This is a genomic window from Allobaculum fili (genome assembly GCF_020969955.1).
GTDB classification, from domain to species: Bacteria; Bacillota_I; Bacilli_A; order Erysipelotrichales; family Erysipelotrichaceae; genus Allobaculum; species Allobaculum fili.
In genome coordinates, this window is sequence record NZ_JAHDSX010000001.1 from 94,025 (window position 1) to 109,160 (window position 15,136).

Genomic DNA, 15,136 nt, shown 5'->3' on the forward strand with positions numbered 1-15,136 from the left:
AACCTAGAGCGCGCTGTCTCGATCCGGAAAATGCAGTAGGGAGAGCGCTTCGAACAGATCGGCTCCGGCCAGGAGAAGGTCTTCCTCAAAGTCAAAGTGCGAATCGTGCAGTTCAATTCCGGTTCCCGTTCCGAGGAAAAAGAATACGCCGGGAACTTGCTGTAAATACCCGGAGAAATCTTCGGTAATGAGCTCTGGCTTCTCGAGAATCTGCAGGCTGGGAATCTCCTTTTCGATTGTCTGAAAAAGCGTGCGGTCATTGATTACTGCCGGGTAGCCGCTTGAAAAGGAAAGTTCGATCTGCACGCCGCGCTTCTGGCCGATTTTATGGCACAGATCTTCGATGGAATTTCGCAGAAAGTGATAATCTGCTTCTTCAAAGGCGCGCAGCGTGCCTTCCAGCACGCATTCTTCGGCTACCACATTGCGAATGCGTCCGCCTTCCATTTTTCCAAAGCGCAGCAGGCAGAACGAATCTTCCGGCATCGACGCCACAAGCGCGTAGGCCTGATTTAAAACATCCATGCAGGCTTCAATCGCATCGGCCCCTTCCTGAAACCTGGCAACGTGTGCGGCTTTGCCATGAATGGAAATCGTGACTTCACACGAGCGGGCCATCAGCGGGCCCGGACGGCTTGCTATGGCACCTTTTTCCAGCAGCGGCCAGAGATGCATGCCGAAAATGCGGTTCACGTGATACGTCTCGAGAAGCCCGCTTTCGACGATCGGCTTTGCGCCGCCTGGATTTTCTTCGCCGGGCTGAAAAATCAGAAGAACGTTCTGATCCAGATCGCGATAATAGCGTTCCAGCCGATGCGCGAACAGAAGCAGATTGCTCATATGGCCATCGTGTCCGCAGGCGTGCATGCGCCCTGGATACCGGCTTTGATACGGCTGACCCGTCTGTTCATTTACCGGAAGCGCGTCCATATCGCTGCGAAAGGCGAGGGTACTTTCCTTGCCGGCATCAAAGAACGCTGCAACGGCGCAGGGAAGCGGATGCGTTATTTTACACGACAGATCGCTCAGCGCATTTTCGATGTAGGCACATGTCTTTGGAAGATCGAGTCCCAGTTCAGGAATCTGATGCAGATCGCGGCGCCACGTCCGGACCTGGGCGATTTCTTCCGATCGAGTGAAATGTTTTATTGTCATGTAACAAGTGTATGAAACCTGTTTGAAAATGGGTTTCATAAAAACAAAACGGCTTCGGATTGTGGTGAATCCGGTTCAAATTCGCTACACTTCAACCATTCCCGAGCCGTTTTTAACAACGAAAGACGGGAAACTGCAGGGCGGTTTGCGGCAGGAAAAAGCCGGATTATGCAATACCGCAAACCGGCAAAATGGAAAAAGGAAAGGGAACGAATCCTATGAAAGAAGACGTATTTGCGCGGATTGAATCCGCCGATGGCGATGTGACGATTTCGGGCGTATCCGCTGCCGCTCTGGCAAAAGAATGCGGAACGCCGCTTTATATTTTCGATGAAACCGGCCTGGAACAGACGATGCAGGCGTATGTGAACGACTTTAAAAGCGATGAATTTGAGACCCGTGTGGTTTTCGCCTCCAAGGCGTTTTCCAATAAGGCGGTTTTAAAGCTCTGCGCTGAAAACGGACTGTATATCGACTCCGTTTCGCTGGGCGAAATTTACACGGCGAAAAGCGCCGGCATCGATTTGAGCACAATTTATTTTCACGGCAACAACAAAACGAAAAAGGAACTGCGCGCGGCGCTGGAATGGGGCGTAGGTACGCTGATTCTTGACGGTCTGGAAGAAGCGCAGACGCTCGTTTCGATCGCGTCGGAATACCCGGAACGGAACATGCGCGTTTTGCTGCGGATTAATCCGATTGTCGAAGCCGCCACCCACCATCACATTCAGACGGCCGCACCGGATTCGAAATTCGGCATTCCCATCACGATGGAAGAGCGAATTGTCGAAACGATCCGCACCGTCCAGCAGGCCGAAAATCTTCATTTTGCGGGTCTGCATGCGCACATCGGTTCTCAGATCTTTGAACTGGAGCCGTACGCGAAGGAAATTGAGGAATTCGCCGAATTCATGGTCGTTCTGAACGATCGCTATGGCATTGCGATCGAAGAAATCGATCTGGGCGGCGGTTTTGGCGTCTGGTATTCCGAAGCGGATACGCCAAACCCCATTGCCAAAACCTGCGCCTTTTTAATTGACGCCTGTCAGAAGACATTCACCCGCTACGGCTTTATGCCCGAACGGGTGACCATTGAACCGGGCCGCTCGATTGTCGCGGAATCCGGCTATCTGCTCTATACGATTACCCGCATTAAACAGGGCCTGAAAAACCGTTTCTATCTGGTCGACGGCGGCATGTCCGATCTGATTCGACCGGCGCTTTACGATGCCCGCTACACAGCAAGCGTCGTCGGCGCACCCGAAGATGCCCCGACCAGCCTGGTCACGGTTGCCGGAAAATGCTGCGAAAGCGGCGATATCGTCATTCGCGATATTGAACTGCCTGAAGCGAAAGAAGACGATCTGCTTCTGATTTATACGGCCGGTGCCTACGGCATTTCCATGGCCAGCAACTATAACAAGCAGCCCTTCCCCGGCGTGGTCTTCGTCAAGGACGGAAACTGGCGCTATGTTCTGAAACCGCAAAGTCTTGAGGAAATGATCGCCCACGAGTGCGAATAATCTCCCAGTCGGACGGGATAGAAAGAAGGAACGGCGTATGGATGTACAGGTTTCGAAATACCATGGATGCGGCAACGATTTCATTTTGATTCGCGAAGAAGAAGCCGAACGCATCGACGATTTGCACGATTTTATCGTGCAGGTGTGCGATCGGCGCTTTGGCATCGGCGCGGACGGCCTGATGGTCGCCCGTACCCATCCGTTTTTCATGGAGTACTACAACCAGGACGGCTCCCGGGCCCCCATGTGCGGCAACGGAATCCGCTGCCTGACCTGTTTCCTGCGCGATCAGGGCTTGCTTGAACAGGCCGATTCGGTAACGATCGAAACGCTGGCTGGAACCAAGACTGTCGAAATCATCAGCCAGAAGCCGTTTCTGGCCCGCGTTGCCATGGGAAAGCCAATCGACGATCCTGAAGCCATTGGCGTTCATGTATCCGATCCGGACGCCCGCATTTACAACTGGCCGCTGTCGATTGGCGATCAGACGGTTTCGATTGATTCCTTTTTCATGTCGACCGTTCACACCCTCGTTTTTGATGAAAACGCCATGGGCGATATCGAAGCAAAAGGCCGCGCCATTTGCGAGCATCCGCTGTTTTCCGAAAAGACGAATGTCAACTTCATTCATGTCCTTTCGCCCGATCAGATCGAGATTCAGACGTTTGAGCGCGGCTGCGGGGTAACCCTGGCCTGCGGAACGGGCGCCTGCGCAAGCGTCATCGACGCCCATCGCAAAGGCCTCTGCGGCACAAGCGTGGATGTCAAACTTAAGCGCGGAGCGCTTCACATCGATATCGATGAAGAAGAGTCCGCCTGGATGACCGGACCGGCCGTCTGCGTGCTGGAAGGCACGTTTCACTGGATGCCTTCTGCCAAAAGCCCGATCGAATAAAGCGGAACGGGAACCGGAAGCAAGAGGGAAGAAAAAGCGGGACTGCCAGGAGAAAATGGCAAGGATCGATCGAATGGAAAGGATGGAAACCATCGCATGGAACTGAGAGCGTACACGCCTGCGGACTGCAGGGAAATGCTGGAATTGTTTTATGACACCGTCCATACGATCAACGCCCGAGACTATTCCCCAAAACAGCTCGATGTCTGGGCGACTGGAAAAGAAGATCCGCAAGCCTGGTGCCAGTCCTTTCTGGCGCATTACACGCTGGTGGCTGTGGAAAACGGGAAAATCGTCGGGTTTGGCGATATCGATTCGAGCGGCTATCTCGACCGCCTGTACGTGCATAAGGACAGACAGAATCAGGCCATTGCCAGCACGATCTGCGACCGGCTCGAACAGAGCGTCGACAAAACGATTACCGTTCACGCGTCCATTACGGCCAGACCGTTCTTTGAAAAACGGGGCTATCGCGTCATCCATTCCCAGCAGGTGGAACGCCGCGGCGTTCTCCTGACGAATTTCGTGATGGAAAAGGAAGCCCAGAAAACGAAGTGAAAACAATAAGAGGATGAAAAATACCGCAAATACGCAGTTTTTTTCATCCTCTTTCGTCTTCATCATCTTTATTCTTCGTTCGTTTCGTTTTCGACTTCTCCGGCCTTGGCTCACGCGTGCGCGTCCGGGGTCGAATGTTTTTTTGAAAGCGAAAAGATCATTCGGTTTTTGACGCGCCGCAGGGAAAGCCGCAGTTTTTGCGACCGGCTCAGTTCCGGCTGCCAGACGGGCAGACGGTGGGCGCGCAGATCGCGGGAACGCACGTATACATTGAGCAGCCGCTCGGAAAGAAAGCCGTAAATGCGCTGCTGGTAGGCATTGCGGCCGTCCAGCGATATCTGTTTCTCCAGTTCTTCCAGAATGGGGAAAAGCCAGGCGCAATAGTCGTCAAAGCGTGCTTTGGAGCAGGCCATCATGTTGTACTGGCTGATGCCGCCCTGCGCCATGATCGCATCCCACGCCTGCACATCCTTTTTGCTTTTCGCGGCAAGAATTTCTCGAAGCGTATCGAGATCCTGCGCAAAGCCGGATTCGATGCAGTACTGTTCATAGACGCTTTCGCGATACGGTTCGAATTCCGCCAGGCACACATCATAGCCGTCCAGAGCCTTGAGAATTTCCGGACCGCTCATTGCTTTGTTTTTTCCAAAGTAGCGGCGATAGTGACTGATCGAAATCCAGTCGCTTTCGGTATCGTTTTTCCAGATCCAGTACAGCCCCGTCAGTTCGCACCAGCTTTTGTTTTTGGAAGCGATGTTGTCTTTCGTGTTGTCGCGCAAATAGCCAAGATATTCGCCAAAGCCGACTTGAAGCGGAACAAAAGACGGATCGGCAGGGGGTGTAAAGGCTTTATGCATGATGATGTACTGCCGCAGTCTGCCCTCTGTCATTTCTGGCTTTCCTTTCCGGCGTTCAAATAAATCATTTCCAGCTTTCTGGCCGCTTCCTTCACTTCGTAGCCGGACGCGATGATTTCATCGCGGGTGTCGGCGCGCGGACGGGCAGCTTCTTCGAGAATCTTCTGGGCCCATGTCGCTGGCGAATCATCCAGAGACAAATAGAGCGCCAGCGATTCGATCGGCAGCTCATGCGCCACCAGCGTGGACGTTACGACGGGCAGACCGGTGCACTGTGCTTCGACGCCGACGACGGGAAGTCCTTCAAAAAAGGAGGGAAGGACAAAAACGTCCATCGCATTCATCAGATGGGCGATGTCTTTACGAATCCCAAGAAATTTCACGGCATCGTCTAATCCTTTTTGCGAGACAAGCTGACGGATTTCGTCCATCGTTTCGCCCTGACCGGCCAGAAGCAGGACAGAATCGGGGCGGCGCTGATGAATCTGTTCGAACACTTCGATCAGAAACGGGTGATTTTTCTGGACGCTGAACCGTCCCACGTGGCCGATGACCAGCGTGCCGGGATCGATGTGCAGCTCCTTGCGGATTTCCTTTCCCCAGGCGGGTTCAAAGTGGAATTCGTTCAGGTCTACTGCGTTTTTTACCACGGTGTACTGATGGTTTCGAATGATGGACGGCGGAAATTTCCAGCGGGCCGCCAGATCCGAACAGGCCAGATATTTGGTGGGGTATTTGAGCAGGTACGGAATCGAGATCGTCTTGATGACGCGGTACTTGAGATTGTCAAAGCCGCCGCAGTGCGAGTGGACAAAGACGTTGGGCACGCCGGCTTTTCGGGCCAGCTTGGAGCCTTCCATCAGGGCGTACGTGCTGCCGGAATGAAAGTGAACGATAGGATAGTGATGTTCTTTTAAAAACGTCTCTAAAGACGATTTGAAAACCGCGTTGTTGTGTTCGCCAAAGGGATGTCCGGCCGCAAAGACGTGCGCCCCCATGGATTCCATTTCCTTCTGGAGCGCCAGATTATCGACGGTAAAGGGCGTGAAAAAATCCATCTGGACTTTGTTTCGGTCGATGTGGCGGTACATGTTCATTAAATAGCTTTCCTGACCGCCGTTGGCAATCGGTTCGCGAAAGACTTCAAGTACGCGGATCATTCACAGTCTCCTTTCGTGGGGAAAAATGCAGGCCGGATTTCGAGGCAGACCAGATGATGGCCAGCCTCTCTTTTTTATGATCGGGAGCATGGAGAAGAACCCGTGCAGTGTGCAGGCAAATTTTCGCCATCTGATACAGCTTGCGCGAAAAGCCTTCCTGTCTCGCAATATACACCTCATTACGATACGCATAGCGATAGCGATCCAGCCGGTCATGTGAAGCCCGGCTGATATCGGAGCCGACATTGTCGGCGCATTTATGAATGACGACACTTTCGGGAACGTACCAGCACGGATAGCTTGCGCTGATCCGTCTGGTGTATTCGACATCGTCGCCCCAGATGAAGAAATCTTTCAGGGGCAGACCGATCGCTTCAATGACCTGAGCCCGCAGGAAAAAGGAAACGAAGGAAGCCTGCCGGATCGGCCGGTCCATTTCGTCGGACTGCTTTCCCTCGATGAATTTGGGTTCGTTCATACGGCAGTACGATCCGTCTTTCCAGAGCACTTTGGAGGCGAGAAAGCCAAAATCCGGGTGCGCTTTGCCAAAGGCGAGCAGAGCGGCCAGCGCATCGGGGCCCGGAATGGCGTCATCGTCCATTCCCCAGACGCAGGAATAGCCCATCAAAACGGCCTGCCGCAGCCCTTCGCAAAAACCGCCGGCACCGCCGATATTTTCGTCAAGGCGATGATAGACGATCTGAAGATTGCGGCTTTTCTGGCAAGCTAAAGTTTTCGGATCATTTTTCCAGGCATGCACGGTGTCTTTGGTTCCATCGGTCGATGCGTTATCGACAATCAGAATCGAACACGGATGACTTTGCGCGAGAAGGGCATTCAGACATTCCACAAGCAGCGCCTTTCGATTGTAGGTGACCACGACGGCGATCGTCTGTTCAGGATGAGAACGCGCCATACGTGGGCCCTCCTTTTCCTGCAGTCGAAGCCGCCGGCCTGGATGAACGCAGCGTCGCTTTCGAAGATACTTTGCGGATCTTCTCGCTGTGTCCGTCCGCTTCAAAGGCGTCTTCGGACGCTTCGTGAACCGAAGTATGCGCGGCTCGGGCAGTTTTCAGGCGCGTTTTGAAATGCGAAGCAAACCAGCGGCTCAAATGGGAAAACGGCTGACTGAGCAGGTGACTGGCGTACAGAAGCAGGGGGTTGAACACCGGATTTAACAGGCGGACTTCATTAAACGAGAAGCAGTACACAATAAAGAGCGCGATCATCAGCGGAACATTTTTCTTGCGGTACGCCTGCCAGGCGATGCACGAGCAGCATCCCAGCACGAGCAGCCATTCAAGAACGCCAAAGTTCAGCAAAATATTCAGATACGAGCAGTCGACATACAAATACGTGTCGCCCGCAGTCGTGGCCGGTCCGTTTCCCTGCCAGACAATGTGCTTTCCGGCAAGAGACAGACCGTACTGATCGAACGCGGTGCGCGCATTGGCCAGACGGCCGGAAAGCAGTCCGTTCAGACTTTCCCAGAACGGCTGCCCGGGCGTATACGCCAGCATAAGTCCCAGCGCCACGATTGCCAGAACGACCGGCAAAAGCGCCAGACAGATTCCAAACCAGCGTTTATGCATGAACGAAAACCAGGCCGGATGCGACTGCAGCAGCCCAATCAGAATAAGCAGAAGCAGGGAAAGAAGAAACGCAAAGCGCGTATCGGTCAGGAAATAGAACAGAACGCTCATGCCCGCAAGCGCCATAAGCGCCGTCGTGTTGAGCGCGCGCAAATCGCAGAGCAGCAGCGCAATCAGAAGAAACAGAAAGAGAACCGGCGCTGTGCTGACCCACGCAAAGCCGAGGGCATGACGGGAACGCTCCGTATCCATGATCACATCGGGAAAGACGTGCAAAACGCTCAATGCGAGAACGAGCCCTAATACCGTAGTCAGCACGAGTAAATACACGCGCAGACCGCGCCGGAGGCTGAGGGAGCGAAACGCGAACAGATACAAGGTCAGAATCGCAAATTCTGTACTTCGCGAAAACAGAAAGACCAGAACGCTGACGATCAGAACCGTCCAGACGACGATGGGATTTTGCCGTCGCTTCGACAAGGTAAGACTGAGCAGCGCCGCGCCAAGCATCAGCACATAGCCTCCGTAGCGCAAAATCGTAAAGAACAGATCAAAGCCGCGCGAATACGAGGCGGCGCCCTGGGCCGATACGATCACGAAACCCATCCACGATGTGAAAAGGAAAAAAGTCAGAAGCAGTTCGAGAAGCAGGGAAGAATGGCGCAGAGAATACGCGATCAGACGATTGGCGCGCAATCGCTCTCTGAACAGGGAAAAAGACTGGGAAACGGTATGCATAAAGCGGCTCCTTTCGAAGAGATCGAAAAAAACGTTCTGCGCCAGTTCGGGGATGAATTTCTTCGAAAGAAAAGGGCAGAAACGAAAACGGGAAGCAGGATGGCATAAGCCTGTTGAAAAAAATATATCATTCTTTTTGCGTATTCCCCGGTTTCGACCGCCCGAGGGCATCTGTCGATGGAGTAAGAAAACAAAGGACAGCGCCAGAAAAACGCTAATCCGCGCGATCAGAACGCAAGCCAAAAAAGGCTGGGGAAAGGGGAAACCCGTCCGTGGGCGCACAGAAAAAACAGGCTCGCCATCCGGGCAGGAAAAGAATGATTCTGAGAATAGAGTAAGCCTGCTGTGACCCAGATCCGCTCAAAGCGCCTGCCTTGTTTGTGCAAACAGATCGTGCAACATGCGCGATTCGCATAAAGCCCGAAACCTATCGCTCTGAATACGGGACAAAACCATTAAAATCACGGAATTTACCCGGAAATATCTTGTTTTGCGCTTTCAAAACCCGATATTTACGCTATAATTTGCATTGTTAATTGCACAATGTTGCATAAAAACAGGTATGGAAAACGCATTGATGCAAACGAGGCATTGCACAGATCAGGAAAGAGAAAAAGGAGGCCCTATGAGCGAAAACAAAAAGCCGGTTTCGATCCAGATCGTCTCGCCGCTGAGCGGTACAGCCGTTCAGATTACGGAAGTGCCCGATCCCATCTTCTCCGGGAAGATGATGGGCGACGGCGCCGCGGTAATTCCGGATAACGGAACCATCGTTGCTCCCGTTGACGGCGAACTGACTATGATCGCACCGACCCTGCATGCGTACGGATTTAAAGCGGAGGATGGAACGGAAGTTCTGGTCCATGTCGGACTCGAAACCGTCGGACTGGACGGCGCTGCGTTCAAAGTTCTCAAGGAAGCCGGATCCAAGGTCAGAAAAGGCGAACCGGTTGCCGAGGTGGATCTTGAACTTCTCAAGTCGAAAAACCTCAACCCCATTACCGCCATCGTATTAACAAGCACCCCCAAAGACGCGGTAATCACCGTTCGGGAAGGCAAAGTCAAAGGCGGAGAAGAAACGATTCTCACCATTGAAGAACCGGCTAAAGAAGAAGCGCCGGAAGCCGACACAAAGCCGGCGTCTGGAAAAGACGAGAAAAAGGACGCTGAAAAAGCCGACAAAAAAGGGGATAAAACGGAAAACACGTCCAAGTCTTCCAAAGGCAAAGCGGATCAATCCGATTCGTCCAAAAAGAAAAAATTCAAATTCAAAATCAACTTCGACCTGCTTCAGAAATTCGGCAAGGCGCTGATGGTCGTCATCGCCGTGATGCCGGCAGCCGGTCTGATGATTTCCCTTGGCAAGCTGGTCGGCATGATGGCCGGCGATATTACCCTCGTCACCACGATTGGTATGGTCATGGAAAACATCGGCTGGGCCATCATTAACAACCTGCATCTGCTTTTCGCCGTCGCCATCGGCGGCAGCTGGGCGAAGGAAAGAGCCGGTGGCGCGTTCGCGGCGGTTATCGCCTTCATCCTGATCAACAACATCACCGGTCAGATTTTCGGTGTCACGACCGACATGTTAGCGGACCCGAATGCGATCACGCATACGCTGTTTGGACAGCCGATGCCCGTCGCCAACTACTTCGTCAACATTCTCGGCGCGCCGGCGCTGAACATGGGTGTGTTCATCGGTATGATTTCCGGTTTCGCGGGCGCCATCATTTACAACAAGTACTACAACTACCGCAAACTTCCGGATGCCCTGGCCTTCTTTAACGGCAAGCGCTTCGTACCGCTCGTTGTCATCGTATGGTCCGTCATCATCGCGCTGATTCTTTCGATTTTCTGGCCGATGGTTCAGCTGGGCATCAACAGCTTCGGAGAATGGATCGCGACGTCTTCGGAAACTTCGCCGATTCTTGCGCCGTTCATTTACGGAACGCTCGAACGTCTGCTGCTGCCGTTTGGTCTGCATCACATGTTAACGATTCCGATGAACTACACGTCGTTTGGCGGGACCTATGTCATTGCTACCGGCGCACAGGCGGGAACCGCCGTTTACGGACAGGATCCTCTGTGGCTGGCCTGGGTCAATGACCTCATCAACTATAAAAACGCCGGCAATATAGCAGCCTACAATGAACTGCTCACGACGGTTACCCCGGCACGTTTCAAAGTCGGCCAGATGATCGGTGCAACCGGTCTGCTGCTCGGTATCGCTCTGGCGATGTATCGCCGTGTCGATCCGGACAAGAAGAAAAAATACCGTTCCATGTTCATTTCCATCGTTCTCGCCGTCTTCCTGACCGGCGTTACCGAACCGCTGGAATTCATGTTCATGTTCTGCGCTATTCCTCTCTACATCGTTTACGCGATTTTGCAGGGCTGTGCGTTCGCGCTGGCGGGTATCTTCCATCTGCGTCTCCATTCCTTTGGAAATCTGGAATTCCTCATGCGTACCCCGATGTCCATTCAGGCGGGTCTTGGCGGCGATATCATCAACTTCATCATCGCTTGCATCGTCTTCTTCGGAATCGGCTACTTTGTCGCTTACTGGATGATCGGCAAGTTCAGCTACGCTACGCCAGGCCGCAACGGCAACTACACCACAGACGATGACGATACGAGCGCGTCTTCTTCGAGTTCTTCGGAGACGTCCAAGTCCGAAGGCGGCCAGTCGCAGCCGGAGCGAATCATTGCGCTGCTGGGCGGCCGCGACAACATCGTTCTCGTCGATGCCTGCATGACGCGTCTGCGCGTTACGGTAAAAGACGTGGAAAAAGTGGCGGATCTTCCGGCATGGAAAGCCGAAGGCGCCATGGGCCTGGTCAAAAAAGACAACGGCATTCAGGCGGTCTACGGACCAAAAGCCGACGTGCTGAAATCCGATATTAACGACATTCTCTAAACCTCCATCCGTATCTGCACACGCGGTCAGATCTGCCTCGCCTCCTCGAGGAGTCTGAGTTTACGAAAAGAGGACCGGCTGTATGGCCGGCAAGGGAAGAATCAAGGGAGCAGATCCATTGCGGCTGCTCCCTTTTTCACGGCTTTAGCCCGTTTCTTTTAAAGGCATCGACAAATTTTGTCGTCCTTGCGTTTCGATTCCCCTTTCGTCTTCTTACAATCGAAAGAGAAGAAGCGTCCTTACAGACTAGGAAATGCGAAGGCCAGAGCCGTCCAGAATTCACACCACGCAAAATTCCAGTCTGAATCTCTTGAAAAAATGGAAAGGAGAGAGCTATGAAACTGCTCACCCTCAATACGCATTCGCTTCAGGAAACAAACATGGCGCAAAAACAGGATCTCTTCTGCGCCTGGATTGAAAACGAACAGCCGGATATTATCGCCCTGCAGGAAGTCAACCAGAATATGGATGCTCCTGCGGCAGACGATCTTGTCTGCGCACTGGTCTGGAAGCCGGAACAGGCGATTCTTCGCGAAGACAACCACGGTCTGGCGCTGGCCAGACGGCTGGTCAAAGCCGGCCTCCATTACGAATGGGCCTGGCTGCCCATGAAAATCGGCTACGACCGCTACGACGAAGGGCTGGCTATTTTCAGCCGTAAGAAAATTTTGAAGACGGAAAATCTGCTGGCATCGAAAATCGATACGTATACGGATTTTCGTACCCGCCGAATTCTGGGCGTACAGACCGAAGACGGCTGGTTTTATTCCATCCACCTCTCCTGGTGGAACGATCCGCATGAACCGTTCGCTCTGCAGTGGCAGCGTCTTCTGCCCCAGCTGGAGAAACATTCGAAAGATTCGCCGGTGTATTTACTGGGCGATTTCAATTCGGATGCGTTTTTGCCGGGCGAATCGGCCGATCTCGTCCGCCAGAGCGGCTATTTCGATACGTACGTGCTGGCAAAAAAGAAAGATGCCGGCTATACGGTAGGCGGCGTCATTGACGGCTGGGAAAACCAGCCGCAAAGCGGTCCAAAACGGATCGATCAGATCTGGGCAGGCCATAAGGAAAACGTCACAGAAAGCCGCGTCGTCTTTAACGGAGAGAAGGAGCCTGTTCTTTCCGACCATTACGGCCTGCTCGTTGAAATTGACGACTCGCGCGGTGCGCACGAATAAAGCCGACAGGCGAAAACCGCCCGCAAAGCAGACACCAGAAAATTCATAAATCCAAAATCAAAAGCCGTTCGAACTTTACCGTCCCCTGAATTGGGGAGCGGGACGTTCGAACGGCTTTTTTGTGCGGTTTATATTTTTGGAGAAAATCAGGATTTGGCTGGAGCACAGCTTTCGCGCTCGACGAGCACGAACGGAACGAGGGTCTTGCTGGCCATGGACTGCGGCGTGCGCGCCCGTAAAATCGCCTGCGCGGCGGCTTCGCGGCCAAGCTGGAGCGGATGAACGTCGATGGACGTCAGACGCGGGGAGGTGAGCGTCGCGAAAATGGAATTGTTAAAGGAAACGATGGACAGATCGTCTGGAATGGAAAGGCCGGCTTCCGCGGCTTTCTGGCGAAGGGCCATCGCGTGCAGGTCGTCGCTTGTCACAAAGGCCGTTGGCCGTTTGTCTTTGGAAAGCGCGAGCAGGCGGCCGATTTCTTCAAGCCCTTCGGGATCGCCGTGTTCCATTTCGATCAAATGCATGTTTTGCGCCTCGATGCCAGCCTGCTGAAGAAAGAGAAGCACACCGTTTTTGCGCGATGCAGAAAACAGATGCTCGAACGGGGAGCCGATAAACGCGAAGCGGCGATGGCCAAGCCCATACAAATAGCGTGCAGCGCTGCTGCCGGCTTCGATGTTGTCGTTGTCGACGCTGACGGTCTGCGAACTGCGGCTTTGCGGAGAGCCGATCAGCACGTAGTCGTAGCCTTCTTCGGTCAGCTTGTCGACGATGGGATCATCGGCGCGGGAAAACAGAAGAATGAAGGCGGAAAGGCGGCTGCTCGCGGAAAGGGAAAGGATCGCTTCGATGACTTCCTGATCATCCCGGCCGGTTAACAGTAAGGAGACCGCTTCGTTCTGGTTGCAGTACTCGCTGATGCCGCGGATGACTTCCAGAAAGAACGGGTTGTTGTACGTATCCGCAGCGGAAGGCGGAAGAATGATGCCGACTTCGACAAGCGGCTTGTTCTGGACCAGCGTTGAAGCGCTTGCTGGTGCGGAGTAGCCGACTTTTTCCATGGCTTTGCGCACCTTTTCCTTGGTGGTCTCCGAAATGGCCGGATTGTTTCGAATGGTGCGGCTGACGGTCGAGGCGGAAACGCCGGCGACGCGGGCAACATCGCGTATCGTTACGGACATGAAAAAATCCCCTTTCCAAAGCGAAATCTTCTGTTTCACGACAATTGCACACAACGAATACAGAAAGCGTTTGATCTGCGATAAACAAAGCCTTTTTACGCTGTGCAAATATGCATCATTATGCAACAAAATGCGCCAAAGGAAAAGACGGGCAGGAAGACTCCGCCCAATTCTTCAGGCATTTTTCAAGTGTTGACCGTCTGGTTTTCCGGCGAAACCAAGGGCGCTTTTCCGGCTTTTTCTCAAGAAAAGAGTGATCGTTATCTTCGTTCAAATATCCTGAAACGGATAAACACAATCGCAAAAAGAAACCCGGCGAGAAAAAACGCCAGCGGGACGGCTTGTGTCCAGCGACCCTGAATCCGCAGCGTTCGCCTCGGGCATCTGCCGGCTTGCCTGCGGCTCGCGTCGGATAATACAGGTATGGACTATCCACAGGATCTGATCGGAGAACTGGTCGAAAACGATAAGGATGAACGGGAAGAATCGCTGCGCGTCGGCCTGCTTTTAACGCTTGGTATCGGCATTCTCAACGCCTGCACGTACGTGACGCGCGGGCATGTTTTCGCGAGCAGTCAGAGCGGCAACCTGCTCTATTTAGGACTCGATCTGGCCAAAGGCGAATTTGGCAACGTGACCAAGTATCTTTTTCCGCCGCTGATGTTTGCGGCTGGAATTGTCATTGCCGAACATTATCACGACAAGCCGGGGTATCGGCAATGGCGAAGAATTCAGTTTCTGATCGAAATCGTTCTGATCATTGTCGCCACGTTTCTTCCGGATTCCTGGAACGCACTGGCCAATCCGATTTTCGGCTTGTGCTGCGGACTGCAGACGATTATTTTCAAGCGGATTCGAAGCAATCCGATGGCGACGGTCGTCATCAACAGCGGCTTTCAGAACACGTTTGTGCACCTGACACGGTATTTGCAGAAAAAGGATAGGGAAGACGCGTTTCGCGCGCTGCTCTATTTTGTTCTGGTCATTTCCTACTTTCTCGGCATCGTGATCGGCGCACTGCTCTGTCCGTATCTCAATCATTATGTTTCGCTGATCAGCGCTGGACTGCTGCTGATCTGTCTGTTTATTGCGCTGCCTGCCCATTTGGATTCGGACGAAAAGAGCTCTGATTCATCGGTCGACAACCCGGACAAGGCAGGAACGGCTGCGTCAAAGCCTGAAAAAGAAAACGGACAAAATTCGAAGAACAATAGAAGTTTCAAAAACGAGGACACGGTTTGGAAGCGTTGAATTTCAAAATCCGTGTCTTTTTATCGCGTAAGTAATACGAATCGTTTTACTCTTCGCAAGAAAACCTCTTTTTTCGGGCCGTCAAGAGGAATTTTCAGAAAAATGCCGGGAAATATTCTCGTTTTCAT

General features: G+C 53.0%; 12 protein-coding genes. 6 read left to right on the top strand and 6 right to left on the bottom strand.

Annotation, left to right across the window (positions count from 1 at the left end):
* Nucleotides 1-3: 3 nt before the first annotated feature.
* Entirely contained in the window at nucleotides 4-1,155 is a 1,152-nt protein-coding gene (locus Afil_RS00360; RefSeq protein WP_230266540.1) for a M20 metallopeptidase family protein, read from the bottom strand.
* A 218-nt stretch (nucleotides 1,156-1,373) separates the two neighbouring features.
* Here Afil_RS00360 and lysA point away from each other — a divergent pair, with 218 nt between their 5' ends.
* From lysA to Afil_RS00375, 3 genes are all read left to right on the top strand, one after another.
* Nucleotides 1,374-2,678, top strand: a complete 1,305-nt coding sequence (gene lysA, locus Afil_RS00365; protein WP_230266541.1) for a diaminopimelate decarboxylase — start codon at nucleotides 1,374-1,376, stop codon at nucleotides 2,676-2,678.
* A gap of 37 nt (nucleotides 2,679-2,715) precedes the next feature.
* Nucleotides 2,716-3,573 carry a diaminopimelate epimerase gene (dapF, locus tag Afil_RS00370; protein WP_230266542.1) on the top strand — a complete coding sequence of 286 codons (858 nt, stop codon included), beginning with the start codon at nucleotides 2,716-2,718 and terminating at the stop codon, nucleotides 3,571-3,573.
* A gap of 96 nt (nucleotides 3,574-3,669) precedes the next feature.
* Nucleotides 3,670-4,131 carry a GNAT family N-acetyltransferase gene (locus Afil_RS00375; protein WP_230266543.1) on the top strand — a complete coding sequence of 154 codons (462 nt, stop codon included), beginning with the start codon at nucleotides 3,670-3,672 and terminating at the stop codon, nucleotides 4,129-4,131.
* 110 nt (nucleotides 4,132-4,241) lie between these two features.
* Here Afil_RS00375 and Afil_RS00380 read toward each other — a convergent pair whose 3' ends face one another.
* The 4 genes from Afil_RS00380 to Afil_RS00395 are packed head-to-tail and all read right to left on the bottom strand — an operon-like array spanning nucleotide 4,242 to nucleotide 8,478.
* The gene (locus tag Afil_RS00380) at nucleotides 4,242-5,021 is read right to left on the bottom strand and encodes a DUF4422 domain-containing protein (RefSeq protein WP_230266544.1); all 780 of its coding nucleotides are present in this window, start codon (nucleotides 5,019-5,021) and stop codon (nucleotides 4,242-4,244) included.
* The gene (locus Afil_RS00385; RefSeq protein WP_230266545.1) at nucleotides 5,018-6,148 is read right to left on the bottom strand and encodes a glycosyltransferase; all 1,131 of its coding nucleotides are present in this window, start codon (nucleotides 6,146-6,148) and stop codon (nucleotides 5,018-5,020) included. The genes Afil_RS00380 and Afil_RS00385 overlap by 4 nt, the downstream gene beginning before the upstream one ends.
* Nucleotides 6,132-7,064, bottom strand: coding sequence for a glycosyltransferase family 2 protein (locus Afil_RS00390; RefSeq protein ID WP_230266546.1), 933 nt, complete (start codon nucleotides 7,062-7,064; stop codon nucleotides 6,132-6,134). Before Afil_RS00390 ends, Afil_RS00385 begins: the two co-directional genes overlap by 17 nt.
* Nucleotides 7,045-8,478 (bottom strand): hypothetical protein, encoded by a 1,434-nt coding sequence (locus Afil_RS00395; RefSeq protein WP_230266547.1) that lies wholly within the window; start codon nucleotides 8,476-8,478, stop codon nucleotides 7,045-7,047. The genes Afil_RS00390 and Afil_RS00395 overlap by 20 nt, the downstream gene beginning before the upstream one ends.
* 625 nt (nucleotides 8,479-9,103) lie before the next feature.
* Between Afil_RS00395 and Afil_RS00400 the strand changes: the two genes are divergently transcribed.
* Together Afil_RS00400 and Afil_RS00405 are read left to right on the top strand one after the other, a co-directional pair.
* The gene (locus Afil_RS00400; protein WP_230266548.1) at nucleotides 9,104-11,395 is read left to right on the top strand and encodes a PTS transporter subunit IIBC; all 2,292 of its coding nucleotides are present in this window, start codon (nucleotides 9,104-9,106) and stop codon (nucleotides 11,393-11,395) included.
* A gap of 335 nt (nucleotides 11,396-11,730) precedes the next feature.
* The gene (locus tag Afil_RS00405; RefSeq protein ID WP_230266549.1) at nucleotides 11,731-12,576 is read left to right on the top strand and encodes an endonuclease/exonuclease/phosphatase family protein; all 846 of its coding nucleotides are present in this window, start codon (nucleotides 11,731-11,733) and stop codon (nucleotides 12,574-12,576) included.
* A gap of 146 nt (nucleotides 12,577-12,722) precedes the next feature.
* On the opposite strand, the gene Afil_RS00410 is transcribed toward Afil_RS00405, so the two are convergent.
* The gene (locus tag Afil_RS00410; protein ID WP_230266550.1) at nucleotides 12,723-13,757 is read right to left on the bottom strand and encodes a LacI family DNA-binding transcriptional regulator; all 1,035 of its coding nucleotides are present in this window, start codon (nucleotides 13,755-13,757) and stop codon (nucleotides 12,723-12,725) included.
* A 423-nt stretch (nucleotides 13,758-14,180) separates the two neighbouring features.
* On the opposite strand from Afil_RS00410, the gene Afil_RS00415 reads away from it, so the two are divergent.
* Nucleotides 14,181-15,008: a YoaK family protein gene (locus tag Afil_RS00415; RefSeq protein ID WP_230266551.1), complete on the top strand. Its 828-nt coding sequence runs from the start codon at nucleotides 14,181-14,183 to the stop codon at nucleotides 15,006-15,008.
* The last annotated feature ends 128 nt before the right edge of the window (nucleotides 15,009-15,136 follow it).

Bases quoted from the DNA above. Each gene is read 5' to 3' on its own strand.
- Afil_RS00360 (WP_230266540.1), bottom strand. From the start codon at position 1,155: ATGACAATAAAACATTTCACTCGATCGGAAGAAATCGCCCAGGTCCGG.
- lysA (WP_230266541.1), top strand. From the start codon at position 1,374: ATGAAAGAAGACGTATTTGCGCGGATTGAATCCGCCGATGGCGATGTG.
- dapF (WP_230266542.1), top strand. From the start codon at position 2,716: ATGGATGTACAGGTTTCGAAATACCATGGATGCGGCAACGATTTCATT.
- Afil_RS00375 (WP_230266543.1), top strand. From the start codon at position 3,670: ATGGAACTGAGAGCGTACACGCCTGCGGACTGCAGGGAAATGCTGGAA.
- Afil_RS00380 (WP_230266544.1), bottom strand. From the start codon at position 5,021: ATGACAGAGGGCAGACTGCGGCAGTACATCATCATGCATAAAGCCTTT.
- Afil_RS00385 (WP_230266545.1), bottom strand. From the start codon at position 6,148: ATGATCCGCGTACTTGAAGTCTTTCGCGAACCGATTGCCAACGGCGGT.
- Afil_RS00390 (WP_230266546.1), bottom strand. From the start codon at position 7,064: ATGGCGCGTTCTCATCCTGAACAGACGATCGCCGTCGTGGTCACCTAC.
- Afil_RS00395 (WP_230266547.1), bottom strand. From the start codon at position 8,478: ATGCATACCGTTTCCCAGTCTTTTTCCCTGTTCAGAGAGCGATTGCGC.
- Afil_RS00400 (WP_230266548.1), top strand. From the start codon at position 9,104: ATGAGCGAAAACAAAAAGCCGGTTTCGATCCAGATCGTCTCGCCGCTG.
- Afil_RS00405 (WP_230266549.1), top strand. From the start codon at position 11,731: ATGAAACTGCTCACCCTCAATACGCATTCGCTTCAGGAAACAAACATG.
- Afil_RS00410 (WP_230266550.1), bottom strand. From the start codon at position 13,757: ATGTCCGTAACGATACGCGATGTTGCCCGCGTCGCCGGCGTTTCCGCC.
- Afil_RS00415 (WP_230266551.1), top strand. From the start codon at position 14,181: ATGGACTATCCACAGGATCTGATCGGAGAACTGGTCGAAAACGATAAG.